We start from the raw sequence: 14,625 nt of genomic DNA on the forward strand, positions 1-14,625 counted from the left end.
CTGCGCATCCATGCAGTCATAAACGGGGCTGTTTTTTGATAACTGGCAGGCTTGCCAATAGAGGAAAAGCTGCAACAGTTTTCACTGGGAGAATTCCACCCGCGGCGTTTTAAAATCGCTGCCGTCATAGTCCGGCGCGCACTGGATAAATTCGTTTGCGGAAATACCCTGCTCCAGCAGGTAACGCTCCACCTGGCGGCCACGCTTGTGCGCCAGCTCCTGCATTTTCCAGTAAATCTCTGCCGGCGGGTTGCGATAAAAACGCTCCCTCACCCTGCGGCTGCCGCGCATGCCCGGCGTGCTGTCCGGGTAGAGCGCCATCCAGTCGCGGGCATTGGCGATACCGCAGATTCCCGGGCGAGTCTGGGGTTTTTTCTCCAGCGTCGCCACCACCTCGTCCAGCTGTCGCCGCGACTCGGCAGTGAGGGCAAAACTGCCCGGCGCAAAGTCGATGGGATTCAGATACACCAGGGTCCGGAAACGATTCCAGGCCCGACTCGCCAGAATGTAAACGCCCACCGGGGTGAAGTAAGCGAACAGCGATTCCATGATGGCTTTCTGCAGCAGGTCGCTGAAAATGTAACTGAAGGAAAAAGTCGGGTCGTAGAGATCGCCGCTCACCGGCAGCAGAAAATTCACATTGCGGTGGCGGTCTTCCATCAGCAGCAGCGCGATATCCAGCGGAATCAGCGGCGGTTCCACCGGCAACTGGTCGCTGTTGCGCAGGCGCCGCAATCGGATTTTATTGAGGCGTATATGCGCGAGCGCATCCACTTCATTGGCTCGCACCTCAATATTGAAGCGCGAATCCAGCTGTCCCTGCAGAATCTTGTAGCCGAGCAGTTCGGCGATATAGGGTTGAGCGGGAATCAGATTGGCGTTGGCGAGATAACCAATGAGTTGCGCATCCCACTTTTCCGTCGCCAGATAATCCAGCTCGCCGGCCATATGCACTTCACCAAAGCCTCCCGGATGGCCACCGAGGAGAATCTCGGCTGGCGGGTCCGCCGGGTGATTGCTGGCGCCGCGGACGACCACGTTAATCTGGCGGATGGGCAGCCTTGCCCGCATCAGATTCTGCCGGTCGATCCAGGTAAAGCGCCCGTTGTCCACGTACAGTTCGCCCAGTCGGTAGCGAAATGGCCTGCGCTCGTGCGCGGCGCGAATCGCCTTTTCCGCGGCCTTCGCTGACGGGTTCCGGGACTCAGCGAACAGATCCCCCAGACTCTTGCGCAAGGTAAAATTTCCCTGCGCATCGCGCGCGAGAATAATGCGGGGCTCGGAAAAAGATGCGTGCTGCAAATCCAGCTGGCGCCCATCAATATCCACCACAAGCCGCTGAATCAGCGCATCGCCGCTCTCCAGCTGCCAGGTGTGGCGCTGGTATTCCGGTGCATCTTCGCCACGGCCGAACAGGCCGAAACCGCGCACCCGCAGCTCCCCGAGCGTCAGACGCCCACGCTCCAGCGCCAGCTGTTGCAGCAGGGCCGCTTCCGTCTGCAGCAGGCGCTGGCCATCATCGCTCAGCAGCTGCAGATCAGACAGCTCCAGGCGCGCCAGCTGCAGCAGATCGCGACCAGTGTGGACACTGCCGCTGGCGGTAAGATCGCCAAGGTTCAGGCAATGATTCGGCCGCTCGACATCTCCCGGCGGCAGACAGCCGGCGACCCCCTGCAGGGATAAACCGCTGAAGGCCACGCGCCCACCGCCAAACGCCAGCCGCGCCACAGCCGCATGCTGCAGCTGCAGCAACTCCGCTGACAGCCCTGCAGCCTGCCTCGACAGCCCTGCCTCCGGCGGCTGGCGCAGACTCAGGCCATCGATGGCCAACCCCACCAGCTCGGTCACCGTACCGGCATCGGTCTGCACACGCTCGATTCCCTTCAGCTCCACCCGGCCGATTTCGTAACAGGGAGCGAGGCGATCGCCGCCGAGCCAGCCCGCCGGTACGCAGCCGCTGATCTCCGCCAGTTCGCCGACGGCGTCTTCCATCGCTGTGCCAGCTCCCCCGCCAGTCTCATTTCCGCTACCAGCACCGGAACCGCGATAGACAGCCCCGCGCATGCTGACAGAGGCGCCGGCAGCTTTCGCGTCCGCCCCCGCCGGGCCAAAACCCAGCCCCTTGAGGCGAATATTGCCGCTGACGGAAAAGGGACCGGAGACAGAGAAGGATTCCGCGCCGGGCAGCGCCAGCTCGCGCAGAAACACACAACGGGGTTTAGCGTCGTCGTTCAGCCGGCAGGCGCGCAGGCCGCGCAGGGCAAAATCCGCCAGCGCCAGCCTCGCCCCCCCATCCCAGTTGAGCCGGGACCAGCCCAGGCTCTCGAAGGCGAGCGCCGGATGGCGTCCATCGCCCAGAATCAGCGGCGCGGTTTCCAGCGCCGCCAGCCGTACGCTTGGGCCGTCGGCTGTGAACATGATGCGGCTGCCCGCCGCCAGTTGCAGCCAGGGCCAGGTGACACAGCCGCCCGCGCTATTGGCCGGCAGCGGAGCCTTGCCCCCAAGTAGAGCGTCGAGACCGCAGACCCGCACCCCTTCAAGGCGCACGGCATCCAGCTGCACCGTGTCGGCGGTGACAGCGGGGCGGCCAAATATCACCGTTTGCGCACGCCACAGGGGGGCCGCCGCCGGCGCGCTGCTCAGGCTCACCGGCCCGGCGACCAGGCTGCCGGTGTCGGCGGTGCTGTGCAGGTGGCGGATATCCAGGCAGCGGGGAAGCGCGACGGTGCCCTGACCGCCCTGCCCCGTACTGGCCGGTTTTTCCACCGGCAGGCAGGCGCTCAAGTTCGCCAGCTTCAGTCCGCGCAATTGCAGCGCGCCGGCGGCTGCCGGGGGACCGGGCCAGTCCACCCGTACTTGCCCGGCGACAAAATCCCGCAACTCCAGCGCCGCGCTTTCGCCGAGACCGGTCAACTGCAGGCGCGCCAGTTCAGCGCTATGCAGTTGCAGCGCCAGCCGCCGCTGCGTCTTGCTGAGACTGGCGGCGGGGCCAAGCTGCAGGTCTGCCACTGCCACACAGCGCACAAAGAGCGGGGAAAGCAGAACGCTTGCCGCTGACTGGCTTAAGGGCAGGCAGCCGTCGAGGCGGCGCAGGGACAGCCCCGGCAGGGAGAGGTGCAAGCGGCGCCCATCCCGGGCTACCTGCAGCCGGCCATCGGGCAGGTCGAGCTGCTCCAGCTCCAGCAGGGAACTCCCGTCGGCGCCGCCGATGCCGAGCCGCTCCAGCGCCAGCGCACCCGCCTCAAAACCGAAACCCTCTCGCCACACCAGCCGCAACGGCGCGGCAATAACCAGCCCGCGCAGGTCGAAACAGCCGGGTACGATTTGCGGCTGGGGGTAGAGCAGCTGCGCCCAGCCGGGCGGCAGGCAGCCGTCCACAGCGCGCAGCGCGAGACTGGACAGGTACAGATTGGGGGCGGATAAATCCGGCAGCGGAGCAGCCGCGCCGGCCCCGGCAAGCTGGGCCTGTGCTGGCGAGCGCTGCGGCAATTGCCCCTTTTCCAGCCCGTCTTGATCATTATTAACAGGCACGCCACCGGCGGAGCGCATAGAACCGGCGCTAGCACCGCTGCCGCCGCCCGCCTGCGGGCGCAGGAAGCCGCTCCCCAGCGCCAGCTGCTGCACCAGCAGTCCGCCGCCCGCTTCTGCACCACCTCGCCCATCACCAGCCCCACCCGCGCTGCCGCCGGTTCTGTTAGCCCGGCCAGATTCAGGCAGCTGACCAGCCCCCAGCAGCAGCCGCTGCAACTGCAGGTCGCCGAAAATCAGATAGCCCTGTTCGCCCCCGGACCAGGCGAAGCTGCCGCGCCCTTGCAGGCTCTCCAGTTCCGCGCACAGGGGGCGCAGGCGCTCCGCCAGCAGCGCCGCGGGCACACAGCCCTGCAGCGATAGCAGCTGCGGGTCCTGCAGCAGCAGCGGCTCCGCAGCGGAGGCCGGCCCACCGAGGGCCCGCAACTGCTGCCAGTGCAGCTTTCGCAGCTGCAGCGGCTGCGCCGCTGTCTTTCCCCCCCCATCCGCCTGCGCCAGCCGCAACCGGTCAATGGCCAGGGGGCCGCTGGCGAAACCCCAGGGCAGCGCGCTTTCCTCATCGGCAAACTGCACCTGCAGCTCCCGCTCGCCGCGCAGTCCGGCGATACGCAGGCAGTGGTCCGGCAAGCGCCACAGGCCTCCCGGCACACAGCCGGAAGCGCTCTGCAGCTGTAATTCAGCCAGGGTCAGGCGCCGCTCGGCGTAGTCGAGCGAGGCCAGGCGGATATCGTGCAGTGTCAGCGGATCGCGAATCTGCCCCGTCAGATCCTGCAGCTCGGTCTGCTGCAGGCGCGCGGCGCCAGCGGCCACTGTCAGGTTGCCCCGCCAGTCGAAGGCCACCGGCTCGGGCAGCGACAGGCTGCCGGCGCGCAGGCACAGGTGATGGCGGCTATCGCGCAGGCGTTCGGGACACCAGTCGAAGCCGGTGGCGCCCGCCTGCGACCAGCGCAGGCGGTGTTCGCTGTGAATAAAGCGCGCTTCCCTCAGCTGGATGGTTTCCGCCCGCCAGTTGTGCCCGCGGCTGCCGGCGTAACGCAGCTGCACTCCCTGCCCCTGCGCCCGCTGCCAGGCCACTGCCGCACCCTCGCCGAAGCTGGCCTGCACATCGCCGGCCAGGCTCAGCTGGCGGGCACTGGCGCAGTGACCCACCAGCTGGCCAATGACCGGCAGCACCTGCGCCCAGCGCGCCGGCGGGCAGCTGCCGAAACCGCGCAGCGCCAGCTCGTCGATACTCAGGTGATTGCCCGGCAGGGCGAACAGCCCCTCCTGTAAAACCAGTCTGGCGACCACCGTATGGGCGCGCGCGCCGCCCTGATGCCGCACCGCCAGCTGGCGAAGATCCAGTCCGCCGGCGCCCACTCGCAGCGCAAGCGGCCCGCCACCGGAACGCTGTAGCGACAGGGACCAGTCTCGCGCGGTCAGGTCGCTAAAGGTCAGACAGCTGGGCGCTTGCCACAGGGGCCGATCCAGATAACAGAGGCGGCTGTCGCGGATGCGCAGGCGGCCGATGCCGAGGTGCAAGTTCAGGTCCTGCTCCAGACTCTGGCCCGAGGCGCGACTATCGCCATTGCCATCCTCATCACCATCGCCACCGATCAGCCAGCCGGCCACCTCCCAGCGCCGGCCGCCGGCGCTGACCGTGGAGGTCAGGTCCATATCGATGCCGCTCAGCTCCGCATCCTGCAGGTGCAGCCGCCCGCGCAGCAGCTCCAGCCAGCCGTAGTTCAACACCAGCTGCTCGGCCTCAAGCCCCCGCCCCTCGCGGTTGCGCACACGCACATCCCGCAGTTGCAGCGCCAGGCGCGGAAGCGAGAACCACAGGCGGCCAATCTCCGCTTCCAGCCCGCGCTGGCGCAGCGCATCTTCGACCCGGCTGTGCAGCCAGGCGGACAGGCCGATGGCGAGCGCCCCGCACAACAACAGCACGCCCAGCAGCCACCACAGCGGGCGATAGGCGCGGGAAGCGGAACCGGCGGACGGCTGCGGCATGGAGTCAGTTCATCGGCTGCGGTGAATCGGGCACCTCGCCTCCGCTGGTTTTTCACATGGCACACAGAAAATATGCCTGACGCGGAAATGGACCGGGCGGAATACGGGTGCATTTATGCCCCGTAAGTAAAGACCAGCACCGCTGACTTTAGGTATGCTCTGCCGCCTCAGTTCATCCCCGCGGCCCGCGGCCGCGACACAGGGATACAACACGGCGAAAGAACACCCGGCCAGCAAGCATGCAGCAATACCCCAACTACCAGGATCTGGTCCTCGTCGGCGGCGGGCACAGCCACGCCCTCGTCCTGCAGATGTGGGCCATGCGCCCGTTGCGCGGCGTGCGCCTGACGCTGATTTCGCCCGAGGCCCAGACCGCCTACTCCGGCATGCTGCCGGGCATGGTGGCCGGCCACTACCAGCACGACGATGCCCATATCGACCTGGCACGCCTGTGCCGCGCCGCCGGCGCGCGCTTTATCCGCGCGGCGGTCACCGCTATCGACCCGGAGCTGCGCACCATTGCCATGACCGGGCGCCCGGGACTGGAATTCGACCTGCTCTCCATCGACGTGGGCTCCACGCCGGCGCACACCATCCCGGGCGCCGAAACCGCCATACCCATCAAGCCGGTGGCTGGCTTCTGGCGGCAGTGGCAGCGGTTGCGGAGCGATATCGACACGGCGCAGCAGCCGCTGGCGCTGGGTGTGATTGGCGGCGGCGCCGGCGGCTGCGAGCTGGCCATGGCCATGGCCCAGGCACTGGCCGCGCCAATCCGCGCCGGCCGCGCTTCCGTCCACCTGCTGACGCGCGGCCAGCGGGTGCCGGAGCAGTTCCCGCCGATGGCGCAGACTCTGGTGGCGAGGGAAATGCAGCGCCTGCGGGTGCAGGTGCACACCGGCTGGGCGGTGGCGGCGATCGAGGCCGACACGGTGCGCGCGGCGGACGGCCGCACCCTGCCGCTGGACCGGGTGATACTGTGCACCGGCGCCGGCGCCCCGGCCTGGCTCGCCGATACAGGCCTCAAACTGGACCCGGCCGGCTTTGTGCGAGTCGACAGCTATCTGCGCGCACCGGGGCACGAACATATTTATGCCGCCGGCGATGTGGCCAGCTTTGACGGGCGGCCGCTGCCCAAGGCCGGCGTCTATGCCGTGCGTCAGGGGCCGGTGCTGTTTCACAACCTGCGCGCGACCCTCACCGGCCAACCCCTGCGCCGCTTCCGCCCGCAGCGGGATTTCCTGCGGCTGCTGGCCTGCGGCGACCGCCGCGCCGTAGCGGTGCGCAACGGCCTCGCCCTCGCCGGCGGCCCCCTGTGGCAGTGGAAAGACCATATCGACAGACGCTTCATGGCCCGCTTCAGCGAGCTGCCAGTGGAGATGGTTGCCGGCAGCGCAACCCCCGGGGAGATCATCAGCCAGCGCGACGGCCAGCACCTGGCGCCGATGCGCTGCAATGGCTGCGGCGCCAAGGTGGGCGCCGATGCCCTGTCCCGCGCACTGGCCTCATTGCCGCCGCAGCGCTCACCACTGCTGCAGCGCGGAATCGGCGATGACGCCGCCGTGATGCAGGTGCCCGCGGGGGAGCTGCTGGTACAGAGCACCGACCAGCTGCGGGCACTGGTGGACGACCCCTGGCTGTTCGGGCGCATGGCCGCCCTGCACGCCCTCTCCGACCTGTTCGCCATGCACGCGCGGCCGGCCACGGCGCAGACACTGGTGACCCTGCCGCTGGCGGCGGAACCCCTGACCCGGCGGGATCTGCAGCAGTTGCTGGCCGGCGCGGTGCTGGAGCTGAACCGCCACGGCTGCGTGCTGAGCGGCGGGCACACCTCGGAGGGCGCGGAGCTGCAACTGGGCCTGTCCGTCAACGGCTTCGCCGATGCGCCGCAGCTGCTGGCAAAGACCGGCGCAAAACCCGGCGACCAGCTGATCCTGTGCAAGCCGCTCGGCACCGGCGCCATTCTCGCCGCCGAGGGCCTGGGCAGGGCCAACCCGCGCTGGGTCACCGCCGCGCACGAAATCATGCTGCAGAGCAACGCCGCTGCCGCCGAAATACTGGCGCAGCACCAGGCGCACTCGCTGACCGACGTCACCGGTTTCGGCCTGCTCGGCCACCTGCTGGAAACCCTGGCCGGCGAGGCGCCCATGGGCGCCACCCTGTTGATGCACGCGCTGCCCCTGCTGCCCGGCGCGGAAACCTGCGCCGGGCGCGGCTGGCTGTCGAGCCTGCAGCCGCAGAACGCCCGCGCCCTGGAGCGCATTGCCAACCCCGAACCCTGGCGGGCCGGCGCGCGCTGGCCGCTGCTGGTGGACCCACAGACCTGTGGCGGGCTCTTGGCCACAGTGCCGGCAGAGCAGGCGCAGGCTTGCATAGCGGCGCTGCGCAAGGCCGGCTATGCCGAGGCCGCGGTGATTGGCGAGGTGGAGGCCCTTGAAGAGCAAGCGCGCAACACCCCGGTGAGGCTGAGCGGAGCCCTCTAACCTGAACGGCCTGATCAGAACGGCCTGAACGACGGGCCATATGCTGCCCAGCCCGGGCAAGCTCCGGGATGCAATTGCCTTCGCTCGCCACAAAATTGCCACAGCGCCACAATCGGGATACTGTGGCCAACAGCGCCAACCATAAGAGCCGGCAGCAACGGCCACGGCGTTCTCTTCGATGGGTCTTCACAGAGTGGGGAGTCGAGTTTTCATAAACCGACAGGAAGACCTCCTATGCAACATATCGTTATCGTCGGCGGTGGTGCCGGCGGCCTGCAGCTGGCAACCCGGCTCGGCCACTATTTCACTGGCAAGTCCATCCTGCGCCGGCGGCGTACTGCGCCCGATGTCCGGGTGACCCTGGTCGACCGCAACCGCACGCATATCTGGAAGCCACTGCTACACCAGGTGGCCACCGGCTCGCTGGACTCTGGCCTCGACGCCCTCAACTACCATGTGCACGCGCGCAAAAATGGTTTCCGCTTCGAACTGGGCCACCTGCAGAAACTCGACCGCCAGCGGCAGGTGATTGAACTGGCTCCGGTCGAGGACGCCGACGGCCGCCAACTGGTGCCGGCGCGGGAACTGCCCTATGACCAACTGGTGATCGCACTGGGCAGCCACAGCAATGACTTCAACACCCCCGGCGTACGCGAGCACTGCGTGTTCCTCGACAGCACGCAACAGGCGCAGCGCTTTCACCAGCAGCTGCTGGACCGATTCCTGCAGCTGCAAACCCACACCGCAGCAACCATCGACGTGGCCATCGTCGGCGGCGGCGCCACCGGTGTGGAGCTGGCGGCGGAGCTGGTGGAAGCTAGCGGGCAAATGGCGCGCTATGGCCATATTCCCCCAAACGCTTTGCAAGTGACCTTGATCGAAGCGGGCGCCCACCTGCTGCCGGCACTGCCAGCGCGGCTCGGCAACAACGCACAGCGGGAACTCACCCGCATGGGTGTGCGGGTAATGACCGGCTGCGCGGTGAAGGAAGCCAGCGATGAGGGATTTGTCACCGCCGCCGGCGACAAAATCCCCGCGGCCATCCGCTTGTGGGCGGCCGGAGTCAAGGCTCCAGAGTTTCTCCGCGGGCTGGATGGCCTGACCACCAACCGCATCAACCAGATCAAGGTCAACACCCAGCTGCAGTCTGTCAGCGACGGCAAGATTTTTGCCCTCGGCGATTGCGCCGGCTGTGTCGATTCCGCCGGGCAGCGGGTGCCGCCACGGGCACAGGCGGCCCAGCAGATGGCGGGTGTTGCCGAGCACAACCTGATTGCGCAGATCGAAGGGCGGCCGCTGCAAGCCTTCCGCTACCGCGACCACGGCTCTCTGGTCTCCCTGAGCAAGTACACCGCCATCGGCAACCTTATGGGTGCGCTGGTCAAGGGCAGCCTGACCGTCGAGGGGCGCCTCGCCGGCGTCGCCTACCGCTCCCTGTACCGGATGCATTTGGCGGCGGTACACGGCTGGGCCAAGGCGATGCTGATCTACGTGGTGGGCCAGGCCAACCGCTTCGTCAAACCGCGCATGAAATTGCACTGAGCCAATGGCATTAACCCAATGCGCTAAACCAATAACACTACCTACGGGGAGGCCAAGACGGGCATGAACTATCAGCGAATCGTGGTGCTCACCGGGGCGGGAATTTCCGCCGAGTCCGGCATCCGCACCTTTCGCGGCGGAGACGGACTTTGGGAAAACCATCGCCTGGAGGATGTTGCCACACCGGCAGCGTTCATTCGCGACCCGGAGCTGGTGCAGCGCTTCTACAATGCCCGCCGGCGCCAGCTGCTCTCCGCTGCCGTGGCCCCCAACGCCGCCCATGTGGCGCTGGCGGAACTGGAGCGGAAATTCCCCGGGGAATTTCTGCTGGTGACGCAGAATATCGACGACCTGCACGAACGGGCCGGCAGCCACAAGCTGATCCATATGCACGGTGAACTGCGCAAGGCCCGCTGCCAGGCCAGCGGCAAGCTCTACCCCGTCGATGGCGACCTGAGCACCGACATTCCGTGCGACTGTTGTGGCGCACCCGGCAACCTGCGTCCGCATGTGGTCTGGTTTGGCGAGATGCCATTGCAGATGGAGCGCATCTACGACGCCCTGAGCCGCTGCGATCTGTTTATCAGCATCGGCACCTCGGGCAATGTCTATCCGGCGGCGGGTTTTGTCGAGTGCGCCAATATGGCCGGCGCCCACACGGTGGAGCTGAATCTCGAGCGCAGCAGCGTCGGCGATGCCTTCGCCGAACACCGCCAGGGCAATGCCTCGCTGGTGGTCGCGGACTATGTGCGCGAATTATTAGGCTGATCCACGCGGGCACTTATTCTTATTTTTTCTTTTCTCGCCGCTTCTCGTCTCCTCTGGCCTTTCTCGCGCCGGGAAAATTTCCCCGGCAGCCACCCAGTTGGACAGGACCGAAAAGCCGCTTTATTACGCTAAGGAAATCGGCTAAACAGCAAGCGAGGCCGCGTCGCTGATTAGGCAAGGAAAAACAGCGAGGAAAATCAGCAAAGAAATAAAAATACGAACGGCGGAAAAACCACGGGGGAATTGCGGGGGGAATCGCGGAGAGAAATACGGGTAAAATCGCGGGGAAAATCGCGGGGAAAATCGCGGGGAGACTAAAAGGGGATTGAAAATAACCGCGATGGCGCAAGCCGGCTCCGACCTGAAGGTCATAGAAAGCGGTCGGTGCTGCAGCGCCGGTACTGGAGTGTCAGTGCCGGGCAGTCAATACTCGGTAACTACCCCTGCTGGCTAGCCCTGATGACTAGCCCTGATGACTACCTCTGCTGACTACCTCTGCTGACTACCTCTGCTGACTACCTCTGCTGACTGGCCCAGCTGAAAACTGCCGATGACAACCGCCGCGGTGAATACCGTGGCGGCCACCGTGACGGTCACAGCGATGACAGCCGCAACACAGCGGTCACGAGAGTGGTGACGACAGCGTTGAAGCATGCCGCCGCCACTCAGGTGCCGCGATCAGGGGGTCAGATCTTCCAGCTTTGCACGATATCCAGCCCGTGCTCCTCAACCCACTGATTCAGCGGCTTGGGGTTGCGCTTTTTCTTCTCGATCGTCGCACCGGTATAGGGGTTGCGGTAGTGACCGGTCTCCAGCTTGGGCTCGCTGCCCTTGCCCTTACTCTTGGCTGCGGCGCCGCGGCCACGGCGGGGGGTATCACCACCTTTCTTGAGTGAACGGGCGACCCGGGCCTTGAGGGTGTTGACGTAGTCCGGGGCATCCTCGTCGCTCAGCTGACTTACCAGCCATTCAACGATCTGCTCGCCGCGGGCGACGTACAGTTCCTCTTCGTCCATCTGGTACTCGGCGGCAATATTAACCAGCGCCTTATCGAAAGCGATAACGCCCTCTTTCTTGCGCTCCGCAAGGGCCATTTGCTCCTGCAGTTCTTCTATTTTTGCCTGGTGCTCGGCAATCTGCTGCTCAATCTTGTTGTAATCCTGAAACATCTAAGGACCTCAGTGAGTGTTGCTGTAATAGGAAAAAACCGGCTGCGGGCAATACGAACCCAAATTCGAATCGCAAACCACGTCCGTTTCTCGATTGCACTTTCGCTATTTTTATTTACCGACAATATTGCTTACCGGCACAGGGAGAATTCCCATATCGTTATCTGAACCGCTATCTGACTGCCCATATCGGTAATACACGCACAAATACGTAATCTGCCGATACACGATGTACCAGACACGCCAAGGCGCACTAAATCGCACTAAATATAGACGCCTGAAATAGCAAACGCTTAATAAACACTTCAGATAATAGAGGCTTCAAATAACTGCCGGTCAGGCATAAAACACCGCTCGAACGCGCCCCGGGGTTAAAAACCCTAGTTTAATGGATACTCACGCGCTCGCGGGCGTCCCCGCGCCGTAGGCTGGGGCGGCAGATGATAAGTGTTCGGTGATAAATATCAAGCGCCGCGCTTGCTAGTACAGTACTTTTACCACTGAAATATGCGATAACCGGCCGCGGGATAATATATCCGCGCCAACTATAGACACCTTTTGGACTCTTTTCGTTGCCGGCCTAAGCTATACGGGCCGCGCAATTGGATAAATGGCCGCAAAACCCTATGAAAAATAGACAGGATATCCACCAGATGCCGACACTGGCGACAGTGATGACGCCCTTCCCCTATCACATCGATATCAACGCCAAGGTGGAGGAGGCGCTGCAATTGATGGCGCAGCACAAGGTGCACCACCTGCCGGTCACCCGCGACGGCGACCTGGAAACGGTAATTTCCCGCGGCGATATCGAGCGCGCCCACGCCCCCGGCCACCGCCTTGAAGAGCAGCAACTGTACGTGCACGACCTGTGCGCCCGCCGCCCCTATATCGCCGATCTCCACGACCCGCTGGACAGGATATTGCTGGCCATGGCCGATGCCGGGATCGGTTCGGTACTGGTAATGCGCGAGGGCGAACTGGCAGGTATTGTGACGGTGACCGATATGCTGCGCTTCTGCGCGCACTATCTCGTTCAGGTGACCCAGCCGCTGGACGACTCCATCGCCTGAGCAGACCATGTAAGCGTGCCATCTCACAGCGACAGCCAGCGCGGCCAGAGCTACAGTGGCCAGAGCTACAGCGGCCAGACCCACAGCAGCAAGGGCACGCTGACCGCCACCACCATGATCTCCAGCGGCAGCCCCAGGCGCCAGTAATCGCCAAAGTGAAATCCACCGGGGCCCAGAATCAGGGTGTTGTTCTGATGGCCCACCGGTGTCAGAAAGGCGCAGGAGGCGCCGATGGCCACCGCCATCAGGAAGCTGTCCGGGTTCACCCCCAGTTGCGCCGATGCGCTGAGGGCGATGGAGCACATCACCGCTGCGGTGGCGGCATTGTTCATAAAGTCCGACAGGGTCATGGTCACAACCAGCAGGGTCACCAGTGCGATGACCGGGTCGCCCCCGGCGATGGCGCTCAGCATCCAGCGCGAAACCAGATCCGCCGCGCCGGAGCTTTCCATCACCCCGGCCACCGCGATCAGCGCCCCCAGCAGCACGATCACCGAGCCATCGATGGATTCGTACACATTGCGCAGCGACACCACTTTCAACGCCATATAGGCCAGCACACAGGTGGCAAAGGATATGGCCGCGGGCAGCAGGCCGAAGGCGGCACCGGCCACCGCCAGCGCCATGGTCACAAGGGCGATCGCCGCTTTCTCCTTGTTGGGAATGGCGATGTCGCGCTGTGCCAGCGGCACACAGCCTTTCTCGCTGGCGAAGGTATTGAGGTTGTCATCGGTGCCCATCATCAACAGGGCATCGCCGGCCAGCAGCGGGGTGGAGCGCAGCCGCCGCACCGAGCGTCGCCCCTGCCGCGACAGCGCCAGCAGGTTGATCTCGTAATGCGCCGGCAGGCGCAGAAACTGGATAGTGCGCCCCACCAGGTCGGAGTCGGGCATGACCACCAGCTCGCGCAGTCGCAGGTCCTCGCCGCGCTCCTTGTCCCGCTCTTTCTCACGCTCTTTTTTGCCTTCCTTTCTGCTTTCGCCTCCTGCCAGCTTGTCGCCGTCATCGCCATCGCTCTCCCCTTTTGCGCCACCGCCGTCCTGGTGGCCAGCCCCGTCACCGGCGCCCCCGCTCTCATCCCGGCGTCCACGATCGCGCTTTGCCGTCCCTGGCCGCCCTTCCGCCAGCGCTTTGCTCTCTTCGCCCGGCCCGTCGGGCTCCTCGGCTTCTGCGGGCTCGCCTTCCAGTTTCAGGCCCAGATGGCTGATCGCCGCCGCCAGTGACTCCGGCTCCGCCTCGATCACCAGTATGTCGCCGACCCGTACCCGGTGGCGGGGCCTGGCGGGCGATACCCGCCCATCGTCGCGCACAACCCCCACCACCTGTGCGTCCTCGTCTTCCAGCATGCGGGCGATTTCCCACAGGGTTTTGCCGGCGACCGGGCTCTTTTCCGGCACCAGGGCTTCGGTCAGGTAGGTGCCGGTGTCGAAGGTGGCGGCCCCCGCCTGGGTGCGCTCGGGCACCAGCCGCCAGCCGATCAGGCACACGAACAGGATGCCCACTATCGCCACGCCGAGACCCACCGGGGTGAAATCAAACATGCCGTAACTGCCGGCGCCGGCACTGGCGCGGAAACTCGACACGATCAGGTTGGGGGGGGTGCCGATCAGTGTGGTCATGCCGCCGAGAATGGTGCCGAAAGACAGCGGCATCAGGACCTTGCCCGGCGGCAGGTGATGTTTCTCCGCCAACCCCGAGGCCACCGGCATCAGCAGGGCCATGGCGCCCACATTGTTCATAAAACTGGACATCAGCGCGCCCACCGCGGTGATGGCGCCAATCGCCAGGGTGGTGCTGCCGCTCTTGGGGATCATGCGCTGGGCAAAGGCATCCATGGCGCCGGTGCTCTGCAGGCCGCGGCTCAGGATCAGCACGCAGGCCACGGTGACCACCGCCGGGTGACCAAAGCCATCGAAGGCATGGGACGGCGGAATCAGGCCGACAAAGACACAGGCCAGCAGGGAGGCCAGCGCCACCACATCGTGCCGCCAGGAGCCCCAGATAAACAGGACGATCGTGGCGGCGAGTATGGAGAGAATCGTGATCTGGTCCAGCGTCATGCGGAGCACTATAGCG

The 14,625-nt window shown here is 65.3% G+C and carries 7 protein-coding genes; 4 read left to right on the forward strand and 3 right to left on the reverse strand.

Annotation, left to right across the window (positions count from 1 at the left end; all coding sequences use genetic code 11):
- Positions 1-81 precede the first annotated feature (81 nt).
- Positions 82-5,517 carry a DUF748 domain-containing protein gene (locus ABEA58_RS03925; RefSeq protein WP_345549049.1) on the reverse strand — a complete coding sequence of 1,812 codons (5,436 nt, stop codon included), beginning with the start codon at positions 5,515-5,517 and terminating at the stop codon, positions 82-84.
- 239 nt (positions 5,518-5,756) lie between these two features.
- Here ABEA58_RS03925 and selD point away from each other — a divergent pair, with 239 nt between their 5' ends.
- The 3 genes from selD (at position 5,757) to cobB (ending at position 10,307) form a co-directional block, all read left to right on the forward strand.
- Positions 5,757-7,997: a selenide, water dikinase SelD gene (gene selD, locus ABEA58_RS03930; RefSeq protein WP_345549051.1), complete on the forward strand. Its 2,241-nt coding sequence runs from the start codon at positions 5,757-5,759 to the stop codon at positions 7,995-7,997.
- Positions 7,998-8,231: 234 nt separating this feature from the next.
- Positions 8,232-9,539: an NAD(P)/FAD-dependent oxidoreductase gene (locus ABEA58_RS03935; RefSeq protein WP_345549053.1), complete on the forward strand. Its 1,308-nt coding sequence runs from the start codon at positions 8,232-8,234 to the stop codon at positions 9,537-9,539.
- Between the two features lie 63 nt (positions 9,540-9,602).
- Complete coding sequence (gene cobB, locus ABEA58_RS03940) at positions 9,603-10,307, forward strand: Sir2 family NAD+-dependent deacetylase (protein ID WP_345549055.1); 705 nt, start codon at positions 9,603-9,605, stop codon at positions 10,305-10,307.
- Between the two features lie 686 nt (positions 10,308-10,993).
- Here the strand turns inward: cobB and ABEA58_RS03945 are convergent.
- Positions 10,994-11,476 (reverse strand): hypothetical protein, encoded by a 483-nt coding sequence (locus ABEA58_RS03945; protein ID WP_345549057.1) that lies wholly within the window; start codon positions 11,474-11,476, stop codon positions 10,994-10,996.
- A 626-nt stretch (positions 11,477-12,102) separates the two neighbouring features.
- On the opposite strand from ABEA58_RS03945, the gene ABEA58_RS03950 reads away from it, so the two are divergent.
- On the forward strand, positions 12,103-12,549 hold the full coding sequence (locus ABEA58_RS03950) for a CBS domain-containing protein (RefSeq protein ID WP_345549059.1): 447 nt from the start codon (positions 12,103-12,105) through the stop codon (positions 12,547-12,549).
- A 65-nt stretch (positions 12,550-12,614) separates the two neighbouring features.
- Here the strand turns inward: ABEA58_RS03950 and ABEA58_RS03955 are convergent, their stop codons facing one another.
- A complete protein-coding gene (locus tag ABEA58_RS03955) occupies positions 12,615-14,609 on the reverse strand; it encodes an SLC13 family permease (RefSeq protein ID WP_345549061.1) in 1,995 nt (664 codons plus the stop codon).
- Positions 14,610-14,625: the final 16 nt, after the last annotated feature.

The organism is Microbulbifer aestuariivivens, from assembly GCF_039545115.1.
Taxonomy (GTDB): Bacteria; Pseudomonadota; Gammaproteobacteria; order Pseudomonadales; family Cellvibrionaceae; genus Microbulbifer; species Microbulbifer aestuariivivens.

Coding starts and splice junctions, on each gene's coding strand:
- ABEA58_RS03925 (WP_345549049.1), bottom strand. CDS start 5,517: ATGCCGCAGCCGTCCGCCGGTTCCGCTTCCCGCGCCTATCGCCCGCTG.
- ABEA58_RS03950 (WP_345549059.1), top strand. CDS start 12,103: ATGAAAAATAGACAGGATATCCACCAGATGCCGACACTGGCGACAGTG.
- ABEA58_RS03955 (WP_345549061.1), bottom strand. CDS start 14,609: ATGACGCTGGACCAGATCACGATTCTCTCCATACTCGCCGCCACGATC.
- cobB (WP_345549055.1), top strand. CDS start 9,603: ATGAACTATCAGCGAATCGTGGTGCTCACCGGGGCGGGAATTTCCGCC.
- ABEA58_RS03945 (WP_345549057.1), bottom strand. CDS start 11,476: ATGTTTCAGGATTACAACAAGATTGAGCAGCAGATTGCCGAGCACCAG.
- selD (WP_345549051.1), top strand. CDS start 5,757: ATGCAGCAATACCCCAACTACCAGGATCTGGTCCTCGTCGGCGGCGGG.
- ABEA58_RS03935 (WP_345549053.1), top strand. CDS start 8,232: ATGCAACATATCGTTATCGTCGGCGGTGGTGCCGGCGGCCTGCAGCTG.